The sequence below is a fragment of the Agromyces seonyuensis genome, assembly GCF_009789225.1.
Classification (GTDB): Bacteria; Actinomycetota; Actinomycetes; order Actinomycetales; family Microbacteriaceae; genus Agromyces; species Agromyces seonyuensis.
This window is the reverse complement of record NZ_WSTA01000066.1, coordinates 1-23,080: the sequence shown is the minus strand read 5'-3', so window position 1 is coordinate 23,080 and position 23,080 is coordinate 1. Positions and strand designations below refer to the sequence as shown.

20 protein-coding genes are annotated in these 23,080 nt (G+C 72.4%); 13 read left to right on the top strand and 7 right to left on the bottom strand.

Translation table 11 applies throughout. The annotated features are described in order from the left end of the window. On the bottom strand, nucleotides 1-427 hold a 427-nt coding region (locus tag GB864_RS13505; RefSeq protein WP_160425903.1), incomplete at its 3' end, for a PH domain-containing protein. Between the two features lie 31 nt (nucleotides 428-458). Between GB864_RS13505 and GB864_RS13500 the strand changes: the two genes are divergently transcribed. From GB864_RS13500 to GB864_RS13490, 3 genes are all read left to right on the top strand, one after another. After that, nucleotides 459-2,240 carry a dipeptide ABC transporter ATP-binding protein gene (locus GB864_RS13500; RefSeq protein ID WP_160425901.1) on the top strand — a complete coding sequence of 594 codons (1,782 nt, stop codon included), beginning with the start codon at nucleotides 459-461 and terminating at the stop codon, nucleotides 2,238-2,240. Nucleotides 2,241-2,248: 8 nt separating this feature from the next. Beyond that, on the top strand, nucleotides 2,249-4,153 hold the full coding sequence (gene typA / locus GB864_RS13495) for a translational GTPase TypA (protein ID WP_160425899.1): 1,905 nt from the start codon (nucleotides 2,249-2,251) through the stop codon (nucleotides 4,151-4,153). A 290-nt stretch (nucleotides 4,154-4,443) separates the two neighbouring features. Beyond that, on the top strand, nucleotides 4,444-5,271 hold the full coding sequence (locus GB864_RS13490; protein WP_160425896.1) for a M23 family metallopeptidase: 828 nt from the start codon (nucleotides 4,444-4,446) through the stop codon (nucleotides 5,269-5,271). A 117-nt stretch (nucleotides 5,272-5,388) separates the two neighbouring features. Here the strand turns inward: GB864_RS13490 and GB864_RS13485 are convergent, their stop codons facing one another. Then, nucleotides 5,389-6,198 (bottom strand): enoyl-CoA hydratase/isomerase family protein, encoded by an 810-nt coding sequence (locus tag GB864_RS13485; RefSeq protein ID WP_160425894.1) that lies wholly within the window; start codon nucleotides 6,196-6,198, stop codon nucleotides 5,389-5,391. A gap of 114 nt (nucleotides 6,199-6,312) precedes the next feature. Between GB864_RS13485 and GB864_RS13480 the strand changes: the two genes are divergently transcribed. From GB864_RS13480 to GB864_RS13465, 4 genes are all read left to right on the top strand, one after another. Next, nucleotides 6,313-6,693, top strand: coding sequence for a hypothetical protein (locus GB864_RS13480; RefSeq protein ID WP_160425892.1), 381 nt, complete (start codon nucleotides 6,313-6,315; stop codon nucleotides 6,691-6,693). A 123-nt stretch (nucleotides 6,694-6,816) separates the two neighbouring features. Then, nucleotides 6,817-7,137, top strand: a complete 321-nt coding sequence (gene fdxA / locus GB864_RS13475) for a ferredoxin (protein ID WP_160425890.1) — start codon at nucleotides 6,817-6,819, stop codon at nucleotides 7,135-7,137. A gap of 16 nt (nucleotides 7,138-7,153) precedes the next feature. Then, nucleotides 7,154-8,266: a succinyldiaminopimelate transaminase gene (dapC, locus tag GB864_RS13470; RefSeq protein ID WP_160425888.1), complete on the top strand. Its 1,113-nt coding sequence runs from the start codon at nucleotides 7,154-7,156 to the stop codon at nucleotides 8,264-8,266. 205 nt (nucleotides 8,267-8,471) lie between these two features. Further along, the gene (locus GB864_RS13465) at nucleotides 8,472-9,764 is read left to right on the top strand and encodes a citrate synthase (protein ID WP_160425886.1); all 1,293 of its coding nucleotides are present in this window, start codon (nucleotides 8,472-8,474) and stop codon (nucleotides 9,762-9,764) included. 90 nt (nucleotides 9,765-9,854) lie between these two features. Here the strand turns inward: GB864_RS13465 and GB864_RS13460 are convergent, their stop codons facing one another. Further along, a complete protein-coding gene (locus GB864_RS13460; protein WP_336604005.1) occupies nucleotides 9,855-12,455 on the bottom strand; it encodes a penicillin acylase family protein in 2,601 nt (866 codons plus the stop codon). A gap of 108 nt (nucleotides 12,456-12,563) precedes the next feature. Then, nucleotides 12,564-13,517, bottom strand: a complete 954-nt coding sequence (gene dapD / locus GB864_RS13455; RefSeq protein WP_160425884.1) for a 2,3,4,5-tetrahydropyridine-2,6-dicarboxylate N-succinyltransferase — start codon at nucleotides 13,515-13,517, stop codon at nucleotides 12,564-12,566. A gap of 24 nt (nucleotides 13,518-13,541) precedes the next feature. Between dapD and dapE the strand changes: the two genes are divergently transcribed. The 3 genes from dapE (at nucleotide 13,542) to GB864_RS13440 (ending at nucleotide 16,130) form a co-directional block, all read left to right on the top strand. Then, nucleotides 13,542-14,627: a succinyl-diaminopimelate desuccinylase gene (gene dapE / locus GB864_RS13450; protein WP_160425882.1), complete on the top strand. Its 1,086-nt coding sequence runs from the start codon at nucleotides 13,542-13,544 to the stop codon at nucleotides 14,625-14,627. Continuing rightward, the gene (locus tag GB864_RS13445; protein ID WP_336604004.1) at nucleotides 14,624-15,847 is read left to right on the top strand and encodes a hypothetical protein; all 1,224 of its coding nucleotides are present in this window, start codon (nucleotides 14,624-14,626) and stop codon (nucleotides 15,845-15,847) included. Before dapE ends, GB864_RS13445 begins: the two co-directional genes overlap by 4 nt. Nucleotides 15,848-15,956: 109 nt before the next feature. Next, nucleotides 15,957-16,130, top strand: a complete 174-nt coding sequence (locus tag GB864_RS13440) for a DUF3117 domain-containing protein (protein ID WP_019179788.1) — start codon at nucleotides 15,957-15,959, stop codon at nucleotides 16,128-16,130. Between the two features lie 143 nt (nucleotides 16,131-16,273). Here the strand turns inward: GB864_RS13440 and GB864_RS13435 are convergent, their stop codons facing one another. Beyond that, nucleotides 16,274-16,906, bottom strand: coding sequence for a class I SAM-dependent methyltransferase (locus GB864_RS13435; protein WP_160425879.1), 633 nt, complete (start codon nucleotides 16,904-16,906; stop codon nucleotides 16,274-16,276). A gap of 92 nt (nucleotides 16,907-16,998) precedes the next feature. On the opposite strand from GB864_RS13435, the gene GB864_RS13430 reads away from it, so the two are divergent. Continuing rightward, entirely contained in the window at nucleotides 16,999-17,370 is a 372-nt protein-coding gene (locus GB864_RS13430) for a sec-independent translocase (protein ID WP_160425877.1), read from the top strand. A gap of 84 nt (nucleotides 17,371-17,454) precedes the next feature. Here GB864_RS13430 and GB864_RS13425 read toward each other — a convergent pair whose 3' ends face one another. Continuing rightward, on the bottom strand, nucleotides 17,455-19,032 hold the full coding sequence (locus GB864_RS13425; protein ID WP_160425876.1) for a succinic semialdehyde dehydrogenase: 1,578 nt from the start codon (nucleotides 19,030-19,032) through the stop codon (nucleotides 17,455-17,457). A 135-nt stretch (nucleotides 19,033-19,167) separates the two neighbouring features. On the opposite strand from GB864_RS13425, the gene GB864_RS13420 reads away from it, so the two are divergent. Further along, entirely contained in the window at nucleotides 19,168-20,634 is a 1,467-nt protein-coding gene (locus tag GB864_RS13420) for an MFS transporter (protein WP_160425874.1), read from the top strand. Continuing rightward, nucleotides 20,631-22,187, top strand: a complete 1,557-nt coding sequence (locus GB864_RS13415) for a pyridoxal phosphate-dependent decarboxylase family protein (RefSeq protein WP_336604003.1) — start codon at nucleotides 20,631-20,633, stop codon at nucleotides 22,185-22,187. Before GB864_RS13420 ends, GB864_RS13415 begins: the two co-directional genes overlap by 4 nt. 28 nt (nucleotides 22,188-22,215) lie before the next feature. On the opposite strand, the gene GB864_RS13410 is transcribed toward GB864_RS13415, so the two are convergent. After that, nucleotides 22,216-23,080: hypothetical protein (locus GB864_RS13410; RefSeq protein ID WP_160425872.1), on the bottom strand; the 865-nt coding region annotated here is incomplete at its 5' end.

Genomic DNA, 23,080 nt, shown 5'->3' with positions numbered 1-23,080 from the left:
CCGGGCGCACCGCCCCGGCCGCGCGCTGCGCGGTCTCGGGCAGGTGCTGCACCCGGTCGCGGCTGATCGAGCCCGCCCCGCGCAGGCCGGGCGCGGGCGCCGCCCAGACGCTGACGCGCCCGTCGACCGTGTCGATCGTCAGGGCGAACCGCGTGTCGACGTCGGTGATGGCCGGCCAGGCGACCTCGACCGTGCGCAGCACGTTGACGACGCGCACGCCGTGGGGGAGCACCACGAGCTCTGGTCGCCAGTAGAGCGCCCACGCCAGCACGGAGACGAGCGCGAGGAACGGCAACGTCCCCCAGAGATCCTGCAGTTCGCCGGAGACCACGAGCCCCAGTGCACCGGCGACGCACACCCCGATCGTGATCCCGACGAGCACGCGGCTCCATCTGGAGCGGTATCGGACGATCGACGAATCGGGCATGACCCAAGCTTCCCAGAATGGAACCACTGCAATGACTGACACCGACATCGCGAACGGCCCGACCGAGGCCGCCTCCGAAGCCGACACGGCACTGCCCGGCGAGTCCGACCGCGTCCTGCCCGAGGTCGTCCTCGAGGTCGACGGCCTCGGCGTCGACTTCTGGGTCGACGGCGAGTTCTATCCGGCCGCGACCGGCATGGACTACGAGGTCCGACGCGGCGAGGTGCTCGCGATCGTCGGCGAGTCCGGATCGGGCAAGTCGACGAGCACGATGGCGCTCCTCGGCCTGCTGCCGCAGAACGCCAAGGTGACCGGCTCGATGCGCCTGCTCGGCCAAGAACTCAACGGCCTCGAGGAGGCGAAGCTCGAGCGCCTGCGGGGCGACCGCATCGCGACGATCTTCCAGGAGCCGATGACGGCCCTGAACCCCGTCTACACGGTGGGCTTCCAGATCTCCGAGGCCATCCAGGCGCACACCGACCTGAGCCCCGCGCAGGCGAAGGAGCGGGCCATCGCCCTGCTGCGGATGGTCGAGCTGCCCGAGCCCGAGCGGGCGTACCACAAGTACCCGCACCAGCTCTCGGGGGGCCAGCGGCAGCGCGCGATGATCGCGCAGTCGATCTCGTGCGACCCGGTGCTGCTCGTCGCCGACGAGCCGACGACCGCCCTCGACGTCACGGTCCAGGCCGAGATCCTCGACCTCCTCCGCGACCTCCACAAGCGCCTCGACTCGGCGATCATCCTCATCACCCATGACATGGGCGTCGTCGCCGACCTCGCCGACCGCGTGATCGTCATGAAGTCGGGCCGCATCGTCGAGGCCGGGCCCATCGCGCAGATCTTCGGCGGCCCGCAGCACGCCTACACGCAGCAGCTCCTCGCGTCCGTCCCGCACCTCGGGCAGGGCGGGGCGGCGCCGCTCGAGATCGACGACCGTCCCGAGTCCGCCGCGGCCGCCGCCGAGGTCGCGGCCCGTCCGTCGGCCGAGGCGGTGCTGAGCTACGAGGGCGTCGCGATCGACTACCCGAAGCGCGGCCGCGTGCCGGCGTTCCGTGCCGCGGAGGGCATCGACCTGCAGGTGTTCCCGGGCGAGGTCGTCGGCCTCGTCGGCGAGTCCGGTTCGGGCAAGACGACGCTCGGCCGCGCCGCGGTCGGCCTGCTGCCGGTCGCCGGCGGCAAGCTCGTCTCGTGCGGCGTCGACCTCTCGAACGCCGGACCCAAGGAGAAGCGCCGACTCACGCGCCGCGTCGGCATGGTCTTCCAGGACCCGGCGTCGAGCCTCAACCCCCGCATGCCCATCGGCGAGTCGATCGGCGAGCCGATCCTGCTCTCGGGGGCGGCGAAAGGGCAGGCGCTGGATGCCCGTGTACGCGAGCTCCTCGAGCAGGTCGAGCTGCCGACCTCGTACCGCAACCGGTTCCCGCACGAGCTCTCGGGCGGCCAGAAGCAGCGGGTCGGCATCGCGCGCGCCCTCGCGCTGAACCCGAGCCTGCTCGTCGCCGACGAGCCGACGAGCGCCCTCGACGTCTCCGTCCAGGCGCGATTCCTCGAGCTGCTGCAGGAACTGCAGCAGGAATTGCAGTTCGCGTGCCTCTTCATCAGCCACGACCTCGCGGTCGTCGATGCGCTCTCGCACAGGATCGCCGTGATGCACAAGGGTAGACTGGTGGAGGCGGGCTCGAACGATCGCATTCTCCGCGCTCCCGAAGACCCCTACACCCAGCGTCTCATCAGTGCCGTTCCCGTGCCTGATCCGGTCGAGCAGGCAGCTCGCCGCGAGGCGCGCAGACTCGCGAAACAGCAGATCAACTAAGGATTCCCATGGCCACCGCCACGCGGCACAACCTCCGGAACGTGGCGATCGTCGCCCACGTCGACCACGGCAAGACGACGCTCGTCGACGCCATGCTCAACCAGACCCACTCCTTCGACGCCCACGCGCACGTCGAAGAGCGTGCGATGGACTCGAACGAGCTCGAACGCGAAAAGGGCATCACGATCCTCGCCAAGAACACGGCGATCACGTACAACGGCGCCCACTCCGGCGGCGAGCCCATCACGATCAACGTTATCGACACGCCCGGCCACGCCGACTTCGGCGGCGAGGTCGAGCGCGGTCTGTCGATGGTCGACGGCGTCGTGCTGCTCGTCGACGCGTCCGAGGGCCCGCTGCCCCAGACGCGCTTCGTGCTGCGCAAGGCGCTCGAGGCGCGGATGCCCGTCATCCTGCTGGTCAACAAGACCGACCGCCCGGATGCCCGCATCGACGAGGTCGTGGCGGAGAGCCAGGACCTGCTCCTCGGCCTCGCCTCGGACCTCTCCGACGACGTGCCCGACCTCGACCTCGACGCCATCCTCGACGTGCCCGTCGTCTACGCGTCGGGCCGCAACGGCGCGGCGAGCCACAACCAGCCCGCCAACGGCGAACTGCCCGACAACGACGACCTCGAGCCGCTGTTCGAGGCGATCCTCGAGCACATCCCGGCCCCGACCTACGACGACGAGCACCCGCTGCAGGCGTGGGTCACGAACCTCGACTCGTCGCCGTTCCTCGGCCGCCTCGCGCTGCTGCGCGTCTTCCAGGGCACGATCAAGAAGGGCCAGACGGTCGCCTGGGTCAAGCACGACGGCACCGTCCAGAACGTCCGCGTCACGGAGCTCTTCCTGACCAAGGCGCTCGACCGCTACCCGGCCGAGAGCGCCGGCCCCGGCGACATCGCCGTGGTCGCGGGCTTCGAGGACATCATGATCGGCGACACCCTCGCCGACCCCGAGGACGTCCGCCCGCTGCCGATCATCGAGGTCGACGAGCCCGCCATCTCCATGACGATCGGCACGAACACCTCGCCGCTCGTCGGCAAGGTCAAGGGCCACAAGCTCACGGCGCGCATGGTCAAGGACCGCCTCGACCGCGAGCTCGTCGGCAACGTGTCGCTCAAGGTCGTCGAGATCGGCCGTCCGGACGCGTGGGAGGTCCAGGGCCGCGGCGAGCTCGCGCTCGCGATCCTCGTCGAGCAGATGCGCCGCGAGGGCTACGAGCTCACGGTCGGCAAGCCGCAGGTGGTCACCAAGCAGGTCGACGGCAAGACGCACGAGCCGTACGAGCACCTCACGATCGACGCCCCCGAGGAGTACCTCGGCGCGATCACGCAGCTGCTCGCCGCCCGCAAGGGCCGCATGGAGAACATGTCGAACCACGGCACCGGCTGGGTCCGCATGGAGTTCATCGTGCCGAGCCGCGGCCTCATCGGCTTCCGCACCGAGTTCATGACCACGACCCGCGGCACCGGTATCGCGAACGCGATCTCGCACGGCTACGACGCGTGGGCGGGCCAGATCGTCACCCGCAACAACGGCTCGATCGTCGCGGACCGCTCCGGCGTCGTGACGCCGTTCGCGATCATCGCCCTGCAGGAGCGCATGACGTTCTTCGTGAACCCGACCGAAGAGGTCTACGAGGGCATGGTCATCGGCGAGAACTCGCGCGCCGACGACATGGACGTGAACATCACGAAGGAGAAGAAGCTGACGAACATGCGTTCGTCGACGGCCGACACCTTCGAGTCGATGACGCCCTCCCGCCAGCTCTCCCTCGAGGAGTGCCTGGAGTTCGCCCGCGAGGACGAGTGCGTCGAGGTCACGCCGACCGCCGTGCGCATCCGCAAGGTCGAGCTCGACGCGACGACGCGCGCGCGCACGACCTCGCGTCTGAAGAAGCAGGCGTAACCGCTTCCAGCGGAACACGGGCCCCGGAGCATTGCGCTCCGGGGCCCGTTCGCGTTCCCACGGGGCGTGATCCGGCGCGGTCTTGAGGCGTTCTTGAGGTTGCGCTGAGGGAAGACTGATCGGAGCCGAGGCGGGGCTTTGCCTGCATCGCCCGGCTTTCCCAGACTGGGTACGTAACTTCTCTGAGGTCGTCTCGACTTCCGTGCATCCCCCGCACGTCCGCCGTTCCCCGACCGGCACCGAGGCGGCTTCCCGCTGCAAACCGATGTGAAGTTAGTAACGCAACCCGAATGATCGAAATCCCCCAGGGGCCGAACGCGCCCCAGCACGAACTGCCCCCCGCCCGTGAGAGCGCTCCCGGCGCCCGTCGCACCCCGCTCGCCTACGCCGCCCGGTTCCGCCGGCTCGGCGTGAAGCTCTCGACCGTCGCCGCCATGGCGCTCGTCGGCGGCCTCACGCTGACCACCGCGGTACCCGCCAACGCGGTCGCCGCCGTGCAGCCGGACCACGTCTCGGTCTATGCGTCGACCGAGGTCGGCGTCGTGCAGGAACTGCAGTCGGTGGTCGTGGCGGACGACGTCACGGTCCCGACCACGGAGACCGCCGAGGGATACGCGGTCGTCTCCGGCACGCAGATCCGCAAGGAGAAGGCGGCCGCCGCGGCCGCCGCAGCCAAGGCCGCCGCAGCCAAGGCCGCCGCCGCCGAGGCCGCCCGGCCGAAGCTCGTCTGGCCGACCAAGACGACCGCCATCTCCGACGGCTTCGGCTACCGCTCGATGGGCTTCCACGACGGCGTCGACTTCGTCCCCGGCAACGGCACGCCCGTCATGGCGCTCGCAGACGGCGTCGTCACCGCGGCCACGGAGGACGGCGGCACGTGGGGCGTCATGATCACGATCCGCCACGTCATCGAGGGCAAGACGGTCTACTCGCTCTACGGCCACATGCAGCACGGCTCGATGAAGGTGGCCGTCGGCCAGCAGGTCAAGGCCGGCGCGCAGATCGGCGTCGTGGGCTCGACCGGGTGGTCGACCGGCCCGCACATGCACCTCGAGATGTACGGCGAGGACGGCGTCCGCTGGGACGGCCTCGCCTGGCTCCACGCCCGACTGGGCTGATCCCGCGCGTCACCGCGACGGTCTGCAGCGCCTCGAACGGCCCCGGCACCCCGCCGGGGCCGTTCGTCGTCCCGCGGCCGGGAGCCATGCGCCGCTCGCGCGACGAGCGCCGCGGGCTCAGAAGCGCGGAGCGCGCTTCTCGAGGAAGGCGGCGAAACCCTCATCGTGCTCGGGATGCCCGAACGCCTGCTCGAACCCGTCGATCTCGATGGCGACGGCGTGCTCCGTGCGCCGCCCGGACGCCTCGACGAGGACTCCCTTGGCGAGCGCGACCGCGTTGCCGGAGTTCGCGCTGATCTCGGCCAGGGTCTCGCGCGCGGCGGCGAAGAGGGCGTCGCGGTCGGGCAGGACTCGGTTGACGAGGCCGATCGCGAGCGCCTCGTCGGCGGCGACCATCCGGCCCGAGTAGATCAGCTCCTTGGCGCGGGCGATGCCGACCGCGCGGGGGAGCCGCACGGTTCCGCCGAACCCGGGGATCAGGCCGAGCTTGACCTCGGGCTGGCCGAAGCGCGATTGCGCGCTCGCGTAGACGAAGTCGCACGCGAGCGCGAGCTCGCAACCGCCGCCCAGCGCGACGCCGTCGACGGCGGCGATCACGGGCTGCGGGATCGACTCGAGCAGCGCCCCCAGCTCGTGGCCGAGCCCGGCGCTGCGGCGCGCCTCGGCGGGGGAGAAGGACTGCATGCCTCGGATGTCGGCGCCCGCGGCGAACGCGCGCCCGCCGGCGCCGGAGACGATGACGCCGCGCACCGCGTCGTCGGTCGCCGCGGCGCGGACGGCGTCGATGAGCCCCGCCAGCACCTCGACGGAGAGCGCGTTGAGCGAGGTCGGACGGTCGATCTCGACGATCGCGACGCCGCCGTCGACGTGCAGGCCGACGACCGGCGCGTCCGCGCCGCCGGTCGCCCCGGATTCGGATTCGGCCATGGGTCGCTCCTCTCGCGGGCGCCGCCCTGGAGCCCCGAACCACGGTACGGCATGGGCGGATGCCCGGAGACGGCTCGATAGGATGCACCCGAGACGACACGTGGACGGAGCGCAGTGAGCGGAATCTTCGGCGGCCGTTGGGGCGAGGGGCTCCTCGGCCTCGTCCTCGGTCTCCTCTACGGCTTCATCGCCACCATCGGTCATCAGCAGGTCTGGCGCATCGGCGACGTGGTCCTGCCCTGGGGGCTCGTGCTCGCGATCCTCGGCGCCGGCGCGCTCGTCGCGGCGCTCCGCCTGTCGTTCGAGTCGCGGCTCGGATCCATCGGCGGCGCCGTCGGGCTCGTCGGGATGGTCGCCCTGCTGACCCTGCCCGGCGCCGGCGGATCGGTGCTCGTACCGAACAACCTCCTCGGCATGGTGTGGGTCGTCGCGCCGGCGCTCATCGCCGCGATCGTGCTCGCCTGGCCGCGGCTCCCGCAGCGACGCGGTTCGTAACCCGCGCGCAGCGCTGCGTCATCCGGCGTCGCGGAGCGGGCCGGCGGGCGCCCCGGCGACGGGAGGACGTGTTGGCCGGGCGTAAGCTGGAGGCTCAGTCTTTCCTCGAAGGAGCAACCCAACGTGACCTACGTCATCGCCCTGCCGTGTGTGGACGTCAAGGACCGCGCGTGCATCGACGAGTGTCCCGTCGACTGCATCTACGAGGGCGAGCGCTCCCTCTACATCCACCCCGACGAGTGCGTGGACTGCGGCGCCTGCGAGCCCGTGTGCCCCGTCGAGGCGATCTACTACGAGGACGATCTGCCCGAGGAGTGGAGCGACTACTACAAGGCGAACGTCGAGTTCTTCAACGAGATCGGCTCGCCCGGCGGCGCCCACAAGGTCGGCGTCATCGCCTACGACCACCCCGTCGTCGCCGGTCTCCCGCCCCAGGGCCACTGAACCCCGGAGCTCGAGCATGGCCCGCGGCGACCTCCCCGACTACCCCTGGGACCTGATGGTCCCGTACCGCGAGCGGGCTGACGCCCATCCGGACGGCATCGTCGACCTCTCGATCGGGTCGCCCGTCGACCCGACGCCCGAGCTGATCCGACGCTCGCTCGCCGAGGCCACCGACGCGCACGCCTACCCGACCACGGTCGGCACGCCCCGGCTCCGCGAGGCGATCGTCGAGTGGTTCGACCGGCGGCGAGGCGTCGTCGGACTCACCCCCGCGCACGTCCTGCCGACCATCGGGTCGAAGGAGCTCGTCGCACTGCTGCCGTTCCTGCTGGGTCTCGGCGAGGGCGACGTCGTCGTGCATCCGCGCATCGCCTACCCGAGCTACGAGATGGGCGCCGTCCTCGTCGGCGCGACCTCATTCCCTTCCGACGATCCCGCCGAGTGGCCCGCCTCCACCAAGCTCGTGTGGCTCAACAGCCCCGGCAACCCCGATGGCCGGGTGCTCGGAGTCGACGAGCTCCGCGCCGCGCACCGGCGTGCCCGAGAGCTCGGCGCCGTCGTCGTCGACGACGAGTGCTACGCCGAGCTGGGCTGGGACGGCGAGTGGGCGGACACCGCGGTGCCCAGCATCCTCGACCCGCGCGTGATCGGCGACGACACGACGGGCACGATCGCGATCTACTCGCTCTCCAAGCAGTCCAACCTCGCCGGCTACCGGGCCGCGTTCCTCGCCGGCGACCCCGCCCTCGTCGCGCGCATCGCCAACGTGCGCAAGCACGCCGGACTCATGGTGCCGGCGCCGCTGCAGCACGCGATGATCGCCGCGCTCGGCGACGAGGCCCATGTGGCCGAACAGAAGGCGCGCTACCGCGCGCGCCGCGACCTGCTGAAGCCCGCGCTCGAAGCCGCGGGGTTCCGCGTCGACCGCAGCGAGGCAGGTCTCTACCTCTGGGCGAGCGAAGGCCGCGACGCCTGGGAGTCGATCGAGCGGCTCTCCGGGCTCGGCATCCTCGGCGGCCCCGGTCCCTTCTACGGCGAGCATTCGCCCCGGCACATCCGGCTCTCCCTCACCGGCACCGACGAGCGCATCGCCGCCGCGGCCGCGCGGTTGCGGGCGAGCGCCGGCTGAACCTGCCCGGCCGACCTTCGAGCCGCGCCGGTTTTGGCGGAAGCCCACAAGGGAACGCCTCCCATCCGGTCGAGTGCAGGACTGCCCCGGCGCGGCGGTTAGGCTGTACGGCGGAGCGCACACGCCCCGACCGGGTGACGCGCGCACGACCGCAGCATCACCCCTGCACGATCTTGAACCTGGAGGCGCGTTGACCGAGGATTCGATGACGAACCGCGAAACCCCCGAGACGGTGCGCATCACGCACCCGGGCGGCGTCGCCGAACTGCCGATCGTCCGATCGGTGGAGGGTGCTTCGAGCCTCGACGTGTCGACGCTGACCCGGCAGACCGGGCTCACGGCGCTCGACTACGGCTTCGTCAACACGGCGTCGACGAAGTCGGCGATCACCTACATCGACGGCAACGAGGGCATCCTCCGCTACCGCGGTTACCCCATCGAAGAGCTCGCGCAGAACTCGACGTTCCTCGAGGTCGCCTGGCTGCTCATCTACGGCGAGCTGCCCACGGCCGACCAGCTCGGCGAGTTCGACGAGAAGATCCGTCGCCACACGCTCCTGCACGAGGACCTCAAGCGCTTCTTCTCGGCACTGCCGCACACCGCGCACCCCATGTCGGTGCTCTCGAGCGCCGTCTCCGCGCTCTCGACCTACTACGAGGGCTCGTCCGACCCGAACAACCCCGAGGACGTCGAACTCACGACGCTGCGCCTCCTCGCGAAGCTGCCGGTCATCGCCGCCTACGCGCACAAGAAGTCGATCGGCCAGGCCTTCCTCTACCCCGACAACTCGCTGTCGTTCGTCGACAACTTCCTCCGTCTCAACTTCGGCAACATGGCCGAGCCGTACGAGATCGACCCGGTGCTCTCCAAGGCGCTCGAGCGCCTCCTGATCCTCCACGAGGACCACGAGCAGAACGCGTCGACCTCGACGGTCCGCCTGGTCGGCTCGACGGGCGCGAACCTCTACGCCTCGACCTCGGCCGGCATCAACGCCCTCTACGGTCCGCTGCACGGCGGCGCCAACGAGGCCGTCCTCGACATGCTCGCCCGCATCCAGGAGTCCGGCGAGGGCGTCAGGCGCTTCGTCGAGCGGGTGAAGGCGAAGGAGGACGGGGTGAAGCTCATGGGCTTCGGCCACCGCGTCTACAAGAACTACGACCCGCGCGCGAAGCTCGTCAAGGAGTCCGCCGACGAGGTGCTCGCCGGCCTCGGCGTCAACGATCCGCTGCTGAACCTCGCGAAGGAACTCGAGCAGATCGCGCTGGAGGACGACTACTTCCGCGAGCGCCGGCTCTACCCGAACGTCGACTTCTACACCGGCGTCATCTACAAGGCCATGGGCTTCCCGACGCGCATGTTCACCGTGCTCTTCGCGATCGGCCGCCTCCCCGGCTGGATCGCCCACTGGCGCGAGATGAACCAGGACCCGCAGGTCAAGATCGGCCGCCCGCAGCAGCTGTACGTGGGCTCGGGCCTGCGCCACTACCCGGGCGACTGATCTGCGACTCCCGAACGGGCGTCCTCCTCCGGGAGGGCGCCCGTTCGCCGTCCACGGGCGCTCGGAGCGCAGCCCGTCCCGCCGCCCGTACTACTTCCCGGCGCCGGTGCCGGGGTCGTCGCCCGCGAGCGTCGCACCGGGCAGCAGCACCAAGGTCTGGCGAGTGGCGGAGACGACGTCCTCGTCGCTGAAGGGCCAGGGCCGCGTCACGCCGTCGCGCCAGTCGGCGGTCTGGTCGCCGTAGTGCGGGTGGAAGACGTGGCCGCTCGTGCCCGTGAGATCGATCCAGCGCGAACGGTCGAAGTCGCCGACGTCGACGAGCATCCGCATCGAGGGCACCCAGGTCGCTTCGTACCCCTCCTGCACGTCCCAGCCGCTCGCGTCGACGATCGACGAGCCGCCGTCGAGCTCGAACGGCCCTCGGTTGAACAGCGCCTCGAGCGGGGCGAGACCGGAGGAGCCGAACGAGGCGTTCGTCGTCGTGAGCGTGTGCAGTCGGCCCCAGCTCCAGCCGGCCGGGTCGTCGCCGAGGAGCCCGGAGGCCTCGTCCCAGGCGGTGTCGAGGGCGTGGGCGAGCATCTCGTCGCGCGAGGCGACCCCGATCGTCTCGTTCGTCCACCAGGAGGCGGCCGGGTCGGCGAGCAGGCCGCCGACGACCCCGATCCAACGGTCGCCGCCGTGCGGCTCCGTGCCGGCGGGGAGACGGCCGCCGCCGAAGAGGTCGTCGAGGAGGGTGCGCCAGAACACGGCGAAGTACGCCGCGGCGGGGTCGTCCGCGTCGGCGTGCGCGTCCCAGTCCACCAGCAGTTCGCGGCCGGCCGTCGCGTCTTCGCCGAGGCCGCCGAGTTCGGCGAGCACCGGCTGGAACGCGAGGGCGTTCTGGTCGAGCGTGTCGTCCTGGATACTCGCGAGGTCGTCGAGCACGAAGTTGCGGCCCTCGGCGATCTGGGCGGCGATGCGCGCCTCGATGCGAGCGGCGCGGTAGCCGAGGTCCCAGTCCTTCGTGAGCATGGGGCCGTCCGCGCTGGGCGCGCCGTTGGCGGTCGCGAGGTACCCGCGCTCCGGGTTGAACGTCGAGGGGAGCTGCTCGAACGGGACGGTGCCGGTCCAGCCGTTCGCGCTCGTCCAGCCGGGCAGCGGCACAGTGCCGTCGCCCTGCTTGCGGACCGGCACCGTGCCGGGCGCCTGGTAGCCGATGTTGCCGTCGACGTCGGCGTAGACGAGATTCTGCGCGGGCACCTCGAAGAGCGCGACGCCGGCACGGAAATCGTCCCAGTCCCGGGCCCGATTGACGGCGAAGATCGCGGCGGCCGTACGGCCGGGCGTCAGCGCCGTCCACTGCAGCGAGACGGCGTTCCGGGCCGCGGGATCGCTCGAGGCCTCGGCCGTGCCGGCGATGGTCGCGTACTCCTCGCCGGAGATGATGGGCCCGCGACCCGTCGAGCGCACGCGCAGGGACACCGGCTCGCCGCCGGCGACCTCGATCGTCTCCTCCCGGATCGTGAGCGGCACCCAGGCGCCGTCGAGCTCGTACTCGTCGCCGCGGACGTGCTCGTAGTAGAGGTCCATCACGTCGGGCCCGAGGTTCGTCATGCCCCAGGCGATGCGCTCGTTGTGGCCGATGATCACGCCGGGCAGGCCCGCGAACGAATACCCCGAAACGTCGTAGCGGCAGTCGGCGTCGAGGTCGTCGCATTTGAGCCCGACCTGGTACCAGACCGAGGGCATCGCGGCGCCGAGGTGCGGGTCGTTCGCGAGCATCGGCTCGCCAGTGACCGTGTGGGCGCCCGAGATCACCCAGGCGTTGGAGCCGATCTCCCCGCCGCCCTCGCCGAGCAGCTGCGGGAGCGAGTCGAGCCGGGCGGCGATCGCGGCGAGGTCGTCGGCGGTGGGCGCGGCGCCCTCCGGAGCCGCGGTCGTCGCGTCGGCGCCGAGCGGCACGGCGTCGAGGGCGGCCGGTGCGGCCGCGGGGGCGCCGCCGGTCACGGTGGGCATCCGCTGGTAGTCGTAGCCCGGGTGGAGTCGCGCGACTTCCTCGGGCGGCAGCGCCGTGGCGAGGACGGCCCGGTCGAGCTCGTCGTCGAGGTTGGAGCGAAGGTCCCAGGCCATGGCCTTGAGCCACGCGAGGGAGTCGACGGCGCTCCACGGCTCGGGGTCGTAGCCCGGGTTCGTGATGCCGAGGAGGGTGTACTCGAAGGAGAGGCCCGCGCCGGTGCGCTCGCCGAGGTAGGCGTTGACGCCCTCGGCGTAGGCGTCGAGGCCCGCGCGCGAGCTCTCGTCGAGCAGTTCGTACTCGGCCTGGGCGACCTGGCGCCACCCGAGCGTGCGGATGAAGGCGTCGGTCTCGACCTGGCCCGCGCCGAAGAGCTCGGCCAGCCGCCCCGCCGTCACGTGCCGGCGGAAGTCCATCTCCCAGAAGCGGTCCTGGGCGTGCACGTAGCCCTGCGTGAAGAACAGGTCGTGGTCGGTCGTCGCCGTGATCGTCGGGATGCCCGATGCGTCGCGTGCGACCGTGACGGTGTCGTCGAGGCCCGCCACCGCGACGCGGCCCGTGTAGTCCGGGAACGCCCGCTGCACGCTCCACCAGCCGACGCCGACGACGAGCACGGCGATCGCGAGGAGGCCGGCGAGGACGACGACGAGCGAGCGCAGTGCCCGGTGTCCGGTGGTCCTCGGTGCGTCGGTACCCACGGGCGACTCCTTCGTGCCGGTGCCCGCGGGTTCGGGCTCCGCGGGCGGTCACCACACCCTAGCCGTCCGCGGTCACCCGGTCACGGAGGAACCGGCCGGGCCGTCCGATCAGCCGTGCAGCATCGCGTTGAGGGCGACGCCGTGGCCCGAACGGGCGACCGCCTCGACCCGGCCGGAGACCGAGTTGCGGCGGAAGAGCAGCCCCGGCACGCCGGAGAGCTCGACGGCCTTGACGATGCGCTCCGCGGCATCCTCGCCGATGATCGCGACCTTCGTGCCGGCCGTGACGTACAGTCCCGCCTCGACGACGGAGTCGTCGCCGATCGAGATGCCGACGCCGGAGTTGGCGCCGAGGAGGGCGCGCTCGCCGATCGTGACGCGCTGCGTGCCGCCGCCCGAGAGGGTGCCCATGATGGATGCCCCGCCGCCGACGTCCGAGCCGTCGCCGACGACGACGCCCTGCGAGATGCGCCCCTCGACCATGGAGGAGCCGAGCGTGCCCGCGTTGAAGTTGACGAAGCCCTCGTGCATCACCGTGGTGCCGGGAGCGAGGTGCGCGCCGAGGCGCACGCGCGAGGCGTCGGCGATGCGCACGCGCTCCGGCAGCACGTAGTCGGTCAGCCGCGGGAACTTGTCGAGGCCCTGGGGCTGGATGCCGGCGCGCTGGAGGCCGGGGCGGAGACGCTCGAAGTCGGCGGGGTCGACGGGGCCCGCGGTCGTCCAGAGGACGTTGGGCAGGTGGCCGAAGATGCCGTCGAGGCCGATGGAGTTCGGCGCGACGAGCAAGTGCGAGAGCAGCTGGAGACGGAGGTAGGCGTCCGGGGTCGAGGCGACCGGCGCATCCAGGTCGATCTCGACGACGACGGCCTCGATGCGCACGCCCCGGCGGGGGTCGGGCTCGAGGGCCGCGGCGTCCCACTCGACGGGGGCCAGGTCGGCTGCCGGACCGAGCGCGGGGGCCGGGAACCAAGCGTCGAGCGTCAGGCCGGACGCCTCCGCGACGGTGGCGAGGCCGTGGCCGGAGGCGAGGCGGGCGGGGGCGGGCGCGGAAGTCTCGGACATGGCTTCAACTGTACGATGAGGCCCATGTCCCTCGACCTGACCGCGACCTCGATCGACCTCACCCGGCAGCTCGTGGACATCCCGAGCGTGTCCGGCGACGAGGGGCCGATCGCCGATCTCGTCGAGGCCGCGCTCGCCGGTGCGACGCACCTCGAGGTCATCCGCGACGGCGACGCGATCGTCGCCCGCACGGACCTCGGCCGTGCGCGCCGCGTGGTGATCGCCGGCCACCTCGACACCGTGCCGATCAACGGCAACGTCCCGTCGCACGTCGAGACCGACGAGGCCGGCGAGACCGTGCTCTGGGGTCGCGGCACGACCGACATGAAGGCGGGCGTCGCGGTGCAGCTCAAGCTCGCCGTCGAGCTGGCCGAGCCCGCCGTCGACCTCACCTGGATCTGGTACGACCACGAGGAGGTCGCCGCCTCGCTCAACGGCCTCGGCCGCATCGCCCGCAACCGTCCCGACCTGCTCGCGGGCGACTTCGCGATCCTCGGCGAACCGTCGAACGGCCGCATCGAGGGCGGCTGCAACGGCACGGTCCGCGTGCGCGTGACCGCCCGCGGCGTGCGCTCGCACTCGGCGCGCGCCTGGATGGGCGTGAACGCCGTGCACGGCCTGGCTCCGGCGCTCGCGAAGCTCGCCGCCTACGAGCCGGCGATCGTCCCCGTCGACGGGCTCGACTATCGCGAGAGCCTCAACGCCGTCGAGATCGGCGGGGGAGTGGCGACGAACGTCATCCCCGACAAGGCCTGGATGCTCGTGAACTACCGGTTCGCTCCCGACAAGTCAGCCGCAGAGGCGATCGCCTTCCTCGAGGAGTTCTTCGCCGGCTACGAGGTGGTCGTCGACGACGCCGCGGACGGCGCCCGCCCGGGCCTCGACGCGCCCCTCGCGCAGGAGTTCGTGCGCGCGGTCGGCGTCGAGGCCGGGCCGAAGTACGGCTGGACCGACGTCGCCCGCTTCGCCGCCCTCGGCGTCCCGGCCGTCAACTACGGCCCGGGGGACCCCTCCCTCGCCCACAAGGACGACGAGCGCGTGCCGGTGGCGCAGATCACCGACTGCGAGGAGGCGCTGCGCGCCTGGCTGACCGGGGCGATCACCGCGTGAGCGTCGCCGGCACCGAGCACGGGTACACGAGGTATTCGCGCTGGTCGCCGAAGGTGCGCTGGCGCCTGACGCCGTGGTGGGGGCGCGTCGCGCTCGTCTACGTCGCGGCGCGGGTCGTGACGACGATCGTCGTGCTCGCCTTCGCGGCGGCGCAGGGGCCGAACGCCTGGACCGCAGGGCATCCCGACTACTGGGCGTTCGCCAACCTCTGGGACGCCCGCTGGTACGAGATCATCGGTTTCGGCGGCTATCCGAGGGAGCTGCCCCTCGACGACCAAGGGTTCGTCGCCGAGAACCAGTGGGCGTTCATGCCCGTCTACCCGGTCCTCGTCTCGGTCGTCATGCTCACGGGGCTGCCGTGGAACATCGCCGCCGTCCTCGTCTCCGGGGCCGCAGGGCTCGGCGCCGCCCTCGTGCTGTTCCGCCTGTTCCGCCGATTCCTCGACGCCGACCAGGCGCTCTTCGGCGTCGTGCTCTTCTCGTTCGCGCCCACCTCACCGCTCCTGCAGTTCGGCTACGCCGAGTCGCTCTCGTACCTGCTGCTCGCGACCGCGCTGCTCCTCCTCGTCGACCGCCGCTACGGGTGGCTGTTCCCAGTCGTGCTCGTCTGGTCGTTCACCCGGCCCGGGGCCGTGGCGTTCGCCGCGACGCTCCTCGTGCACCTCGTCGTGCGCTGGGTGCGCCGCCGTGCGGAGCCGTTCCCGCCGCGGCAGATCGCGGCCGTCGTGGGCCTCGGGCTGTTCACGTTCGCGGCGGGGTTCGCGTGGCTCGCGGTCGCCGGTCTCGTCACCGGGCACCCCACGGCCTACCTCGACACCGAGTTCGCGTGGCGCGCCGCGTACGTCGGCCGCGTCGACGCCATCCCGTTCACGGGGTGGTTCCTCGGCGGGGACTGGTGGCTCGGGCAGCCCTGGGGCACGCTCGCGCCGATCGCGCTCGTGCTCGTGCTCGCACTGCTGCTCGTTTCGCCGTGGGTCCGGCGGCTCGGCCCCGACATCCGGGCCTGGATCGGCTCCTACGGGCTCTACCTCTTCGCCGTGTTCTTCCCGCAGTCCTCGACCTTCCGGATGCTGGGGCCGATGTTCCCGATCCTCGGCGCCCTCGCCGTGCCCCGGTGGTACTGGTTCCGATGGGGGCTCGTCGCCGTCTGCATCGCCGGCCAGGTCGGCTGGCTCTGGATCTGCTGGTGGATCATGGGCGCGGATTGGACCCCGCCGTAGGCCTTCCACGTCCGAATCGGAGGTTCTCCACAGGATTCGGCCGACGGTTTTCCCTCGACGTCGAGAAGACGGATAAAATCAGGAGACCAGCCAGGAAAGGGGTAGCTCAATGGCGGCCATGAAGCCACGCACCGGAGACGGGCCGATGGAGGCAGTGAAGGAGGGTCGGCTCATCATCGTGCGCGTTCCGCTCGAAGGAGGAGGCCGACTCGTCGTCTCGGTCAACGATGCGGAGGCCAAGGAGCTCTACGACGTCCTCGGCGGCGTCGTCAACGCAGCCTGACGTCTCGTGGAAGAACGCCCCCTCGGGGGCGTTTTTTCATGCCCGGATGCCTCGCCGGCGGTGCGCGGAGCGTTGCAGCGCAGCTGCGCGCTGCAAACCGCAGCGTCGGCGTCCCGGGAATCGCGCCGATCCGCGGCGAGCGCTCAGGAGCCGAGCTTGACGATCTGCAGCAGTCCGTCGCCGGCGGGGGAGACCGCGACCGCGACGGCGCCCGAGGCGGCCAGCTCGCCGATGAGCCCGCGGAAGGCGACCGGGATGTCGTCGCGCTTGGCGGGATCGGCCACGCGGCCCTTCCAGAGGGCGTGCGGCACGAGGACCGTGCCGCCAGCGGCGGCCAGCCGCAGGCCGTGCTCGACGTACTCGATGACGTTGGACGGATCTGCATCGAGCAGCACGAGGTCGTAGCTCGCCTCGTTCATGCGGGGCAGCACCTCGGCGGCACGGCCCGTGATGAGGCGGATGCGCGCCGGCGCGATGCCCGCCGCGGCGAACTGGTCGCGCGCGTGCTGCTGGTACTCGGTCTCGACGTCGATCGACGTGAGGTGCGCCTCGCGGGCCCCCTGGAGCATCCACAGGCCCGAGACGCCCACGCCGGTGCCGATCTCGATGATCGTCTGCGCACGCGCGGCGGCGGCGATCACGGCGAGCTGAGCGCCGACCGCGGGGGAGACCGCGTCGATGCCGAGTTCGAGCGAGAGCTGCCGGGCGCGCGCGACCGCGTCGGCCTCGACGACCGACTCGTCGACGTACTTCCAGTTCAGGTCGTGCTCGGACACTCGACTGCTCGCTCCCATGCTGTTCCGATGGCCCAGCCTACCGGCGGCATCCGACGGTCGGCGTGAGCCCCGCCGCCGTCTATCCTGGAGGGGTGTTCGGGCTGACCTTCGAGAAACTCCTCCTCATCGGGGTGATCGCCGCGTTCCTCATCGGCCCGGACAAGCTCCCGCACTACGCGCAGCAGCTCGGCAAACTCGTGCGCAACATGCGCGATTACGCCAACGGCGCGAAGGACCGCGTCCGCGATGAGATGGGCCCGGAGTTCGACGACGTCGACTGGCAGAAGCTCGACCCGCGCCAGTACGACCCGCGCCGCATCATCCGCGACGCCCTCACCGACGAGCCCGAGGCCGCGCCCGCGGCGCCGTCGCCGAATCCGAACTCGGCCTACCTGCAGCACCGCGCGAAGCAGCAGGCGCTCGCCACGGGCGAGCTGCCGCCCTTCGACAACGAAGCCACCTGAACCCGACGGGTTCGGGGGTGCTCCTCGCGGTGCCGGCGCACCGGCCATGCGGCGAGCAGCGCCGACGCGGCGGGCCGCCGAGCGCTACTTGATGCGCAGCGCGGCGAAGGTGCGGCCGAGCAGCACCATGAGCGGGACCAGCGGCACGAACTCGGCGCCCGTGCGCGGGAAGCCCATGAGCCCCGTCATCGAGGCCACGGTGACCGGCTCGACGAAGCGCAGCAGGCCCTCTGGGCCGTTGCGGCGGCCGACGCCCGAGGCCTTCTGCCCGCCCATCGGCGCATCGAACGACGAGAACGCCGCGCGGTAGCCGTCGTTGATGTTCACGGAACCCGCCTGCAGCAGCGGTGCAAGGCGTTCCGCCGCCCGCACCGACTTCGAGAAGATCGCCGCATTGAGCCCGTACTCGCTCGAGTTGGCGGCGAGCACGGCCTCGTCGTCGCCGTCGACCACGTAGAGCGCGGCGATCGCACCGAACGTCTCCTCGGCGTAGAGGGACATCTCGGGCGTGACGCCCGTGACGATCGTCGGCTCGAAGCAGAAGGGCCCGAGGTCGGGGCGGTGGCGGCCGCCGACGAGCACGGTCGCGCCCTTGGCGAGCGCGTCGTCGAGGTGCGCCTGCACGCGCGCGAGCTGCGCCGCCGAGGCGAGCGAGCCGTAGTCGTTCGCGAAGTCGAGGGACGTGCCGACCTTGGGGTCGGCCAGGCGCTCGACGAGCGCCGCCGTGTAGGCCGCCGAGACCGGACGGTCGACGAAGATGCGCTCGATCGACACGCACAGCTGGCCCATCGCGGCGAAGCAGCCGTAGGCGGTGTTCGCGGCGGCCTCGGCGGGGTCGACGTCGGCGCGCACGATGAGGGCGTTCTTGCCGCCGAGCTCGAGGGAGGCGCCGACGAGGCGGCGGCCGGCCTTCTCGCCGATCCTGCGGCCGGTCGCGGTCGATCCCGTGAAGCAGATGTAGTCGACCTCGTCGGTGAGGGCCTCGCCGACCTCGGCCGCGGGGCCGGCGACGACGGCCCAGAGCGCCGCGGGGACGCCGGCGTCGATGAAGATCTCGCGGAGCGCGAGGATCGAGAGCGCTCCCTGGTCGTCGGCCTTCTGCACGACACCGTTGCCGGCCGCGAGGGCGGGCACGACATCCATGGCCGCGAGGCTGAGCGCGTAGTTCCACGGCGTGATGACGCCGACGACGCCCTTGGGCGCATAGCGGATGCGGGCGCCGATGACGCCGGGCACGCCGCCGCGGCGGGTGCGGCCCTTGAGCACCGAGCGCGCGCTCAGGGCGTTGTAGCGGGTGAGACCGGAGGCGGCGAAGATCTCCTCGAACGCCTGTCCGCGCGTCTTGCCGCTCTCGATCTGGATGAGGTCGAGCAGCTCCTCGCGCTCGTCCAGGATGCGCGTCGCGGCCTTGAGCAGCACCTCGCGCCGGTGCGCGAAGCCGGCCCGCGCCCAGGCCAGCTGGGCGAGCCGGGCGCGCGCGATCGCATCCCGCACGTCGGCGGCGCTCGAGACGGGCAGCTCGTGCAGCACGTCGCCGGTCGCCGGGGCGATGACGCTCGTCGTCGTGCCGGTGGTCGCCGTGAGCTCGGCGACGAGGGCGGCCGCGCGCTCGGCGGCGACGGCGCGGGGGCGGGCGGAAGCGGGGAGCTGGGCCTCGGGCATGCGCACAGTCTAGGCATCGAAGTGGGACGGTCGTCCAGGTCTTTCTCGCGATCCGCCGCGAGCCGCAGCGCTCCGCCGGAATTCCGGGCCGCCTCGCGCTTTGACCGCCGCCCCCGCCGGACCTATGCTGCCCGGATGACCGCGACGAAGCGTTCCCCCGACGCACGCGCCCGCACCCGAACCCGACGCCCCGCCGACTCCCTCACGAGCGGCGCCGTGGCGCGGTACGCCGCGGGTTCCATCGGCACGGGCGGCTTCGCCACCCTGCCCGGACTCGTGCTCGTCTTCTACCTGACCGACACGCTCGGCGTCGCGGCGCTCGCCGCCGGACTCGTCGTCACGGCCGCGAAGGTCTGGGACGTGCTCATCGACCCGTGGCTCGGCGCCCGCAGCGACGCCGCCCTCGCACGGCGAGGCACGCGTCGCGGCGGGATGCTCCTCGGCGCGATCGCGCTGCCCGTCGGGTTCGCACTGACCTTCGCCGTGCCCGCGGGCATGCCGCCCGCCGCCGCAGCGGTCTGGGTCGCCATCGCGTTCCTCGCCACCGCGACGGCGTTCTCGATCTTCCAAGTGCCCTACATCGCGCTGCCCGCCGAGCTCACGGGCGACTACGACGAGCGCACCCGGCTCCTGACCTGGCGCGTCGTCGTGCTGACCATCGCGATCCTGCTCTTCGGCGCCGGCGGCCCCGCGCTCCGGGGCGCCCTCGACGACGAGTACGCCGGCTACCTCCTCATGGGCGTCGTCGCGGGCGTCGTCATCGGCGCCGGCATGCTCGTCGCGGCCTTCGTCGCTCCGCGTCGCGCGGCAGCGGACACGGACGGGCTCGTCGCGCCGCCGCGCGCCTCGATCGCCGCCGCGTACGCCGACGGCTGGGCGTCGCTCAAGCGCTCCGCGCCGTTCCGCGCGCTGCTCGGGGCGTTCGTGCTGCAGGGACTCGCCACGGGCCTCATGCTCGCCGCGGCGAACTACGTCGCCGTCTGGGTGCTGCACTCGGAGGACGCCCTGACGTTCCTCTTCGTCGCCCTCATCGCGCCCGCCGTGCTGTGCGCGCCCGTGTGGAAGCTCGTCGCCGACCGGGTCGGCAAGGAGCGCGGCTTCTTCCTCGCGAGCATCCTCTTCGGCGTCGCGGCCCTCGCGATCGTCGGTCTCGCCTGGGCGCCCGGTGCGTGGGTCTACGCGCCCGTCGCACTCGCCGGAGCCGGCTACGCGGGCATGCAGTCGCTGCCGATGGCGATGCTGCCCGACGTCATCTCGCACGACGCCCGCACCCACGGCCCCGGCAGGGCCGGCTCGTTCGGCGGCGTCTGGACCGCGGGGGAGACGACCGGCATGGCGCTCGGCGCGACCGTGCTGACGCTCGTGCTCGCCGCGACCGGCTACGTCGAGTCCACCGGCGGCGCCGTCGTCGACCAGCCCGCCGCCGCCGTCCTCGGCATCGTGCTGGCCTTCTCGATCGTGCCCGCGGCGCTCGTCGCCGCGAGCCTCGTCGTCCTGCGCGCCTACCGGCTGCGCCGCGACGACCTCCAGACCGGCGAGGATGCCCCGCCGGCCGCAGTACCCGGCGCCTCCGGCGCCGCGACCGAAGGAACCGCCCCGTGAGCACCGTCGAACCCATTCCCTTCGCCGCGAGCACCGACGACGTGCTCGCCGAGCTCTCGGCGCTGCGCGCGCACGACGCGCCCACGCACGGCGGCCGCGTGCTCTCGTACGTCTACGACTCGGGCCTCGCCGAGCTCGACGACCTCGCCGCGTCGGCCGCGCGCCTCGTGCAGCCCGTCAACGGCCTCGACCCGACGACGTTCGTCTCGGTCGCCGCGCTCGAGGGCGACGTCGTCGGCTTCGCGCGCACGGTCTTCCACGGCGACGAGGACGTCGTGGGCTCGGTCACCTCGGGCGGCACCGAGAGCTGCCTGCTCGCGGTGAAGACGGCGCGCGACGCGTGGCGCGCCGAGGGCGGCGACGGCACCCCGCGCCTCGTGGCGCCGTCCACCGTGCACGCCGCGTTCCACAAGGCCGCCGAGTACTTCGGGCTCGAGCTCGACCTCGTGCCGGTCGACCCGGCGACGGGCGCCCCGGCGATCGCCGACGTCGCGGCCCGCCTCGGCGACGACGTCGCCCTGCTCGTCGCGAGCGCCCCGAGCTACCCCTTCGCGACCCTCGACCCCGTGCAGGAGTTCGCCGCCCTCGCCCTCGAACACGGCGTGCCGCTGCACGTGGACGCCTGCATCGGCGGCTTCGCCCTCGCGTTCGACGCCGGCTGGACCGTCGGCGCACGTGCCGACGGCGAGCTGCTGCCGGCGTGGGACTTCGCCGTGCCCGGCGTCACGAGCCTCTCGGCCGACCTCCACAAGTACGGCTACGCCCCCAAGGGGGTCTCCGTGCTGCTGCACCGCGGCCGCGACCGGCAGCGCCGCCAGTGGTTCGCGACGACCGCGTGGCCGGGCTACCCCGTCGTCAACCCGACGCTCGTCGGCTCGAAGCCCGCGGGCCCGCTCGCCGCCGCGTGGGCGATCATCCGCCGCCTCGGCGTCGACGGATTCGACGCGCTCTCCCGTCGCACGGCGGAGGCGACGGCCGTGCTCGTCGAGACGGTCCGCGGCATCGACGGACTTGTGGTCGTCGGCGAACCCGTCGGCCCGCTCTTCGCCGTCGCCGCCGACGAGACCGTCGCGCCCGAGCGCCGCATCGACCCGCACCACTGGGCGGACGCGGTGGGCGCGCACGGCTTCAAGGTGCAGCTCCAGCCGGGCCTCGTGCAGGCCGACGGGCGACGGCTGCCGCACACGGCGCACCTGACGATCACCCCCGCGACTGCCGGGGTGCTGGACGAACTCGTCGCCGCACTCGTCGCCGGTGCCGACGCCGCCCGGGGCGCGGCCTCGATCGACGCGGGCGCGGTGCTCGCCGGTCTCGGCGCCGACCCGGCCGCGGGCGCCGCCGTCGGGGCGCTCCTCGCGAACCCCGAGGCGGCCGCCGCTCTGACGAGCGAGCAGGCCGCGGGCATCCTCGGCGCGCTCGGTCTCGCGGGCGCCGACGGCCCCGCCCTGCCGGACTCGCTCGCCCCCGTGCTCGCCCTCGTCGAAGCGCTGCCAGGCGAGCTCGTCGAGCGGCTCCTCATCGAGTTGCTGGCGCGGGTGGTCGAGCCGCGGTAGCCGCTGCGCTCGGCGTCCGCGCCGGGCGTCAGTACCGGCAGACCTGGGCGAGGTAGTCGTAGATCGCGACGCGCACGGGGTCGGGCATCGGCACCTGGATCGTGCCGGGCCCGCCCCCGTCCACGGCGACATCGAGCACGAGGATCGTGCCCACCTTGTCCTCGGCGACGGCGTGCGCGTCGCAGCGCGTCGGGCGCACGTCGAGGGCGAGGACGCCGGGTTCGTCGGTGCCCGACACCGTGCGGTCGAGCACCCACGACGTGCCCGTGTCGGGCGAGGCGATGAGGTTCGTGGAGTGCACCCCCGAGATGCGCACCTCGCTGTCGGCACCCGTCGGGTCGAGCGCGAGGTCGAGGTGCGCGACCGCGTCGACGCCGTCGCCGGTGACGCGCAGGGCCTCGGGCGGGGTGATCGCGACGATGCCCGCGACGTCGGAGGCCAGGCACGCGGCACCGACGAGGCGGTCGACCGTGCCGGTGGGGTCGGTCGGTGCGACGTCGAGCGTCGCGCCGTCCTCGGTCTCGAGCCGCACCGCGGGGACGGCGCCCTCGGCGACATCCGCCTCGTTCTCGCAGTCGGCCGCCGGGATCGGTGTGCGCAGGTCGACCGTGCGGCCCGCCGGGATGATGGAGCGCTTCCCCGACACGACGGCCGGCTCGGCGAAGCGGGCGTCGTCGAGCTCGGCGCGGGTCACGACGAGCGCGTCATCGCCCGTGTTCGTCACCGCGATGACGAGGATGCCCGCCGCGTAGTCGGTGCGGCGTTGGATGACCTCGACGCTCGCCGACGGGGACGCGCTCGACCCGGCGGCCGTCTCGCTCGGCGCGGGCGCGGGCGCGCAGCCGAGCATCCCGACCGCCGCCGCGGCCGCGAGGGCGCCGCCGAGCAGCGCC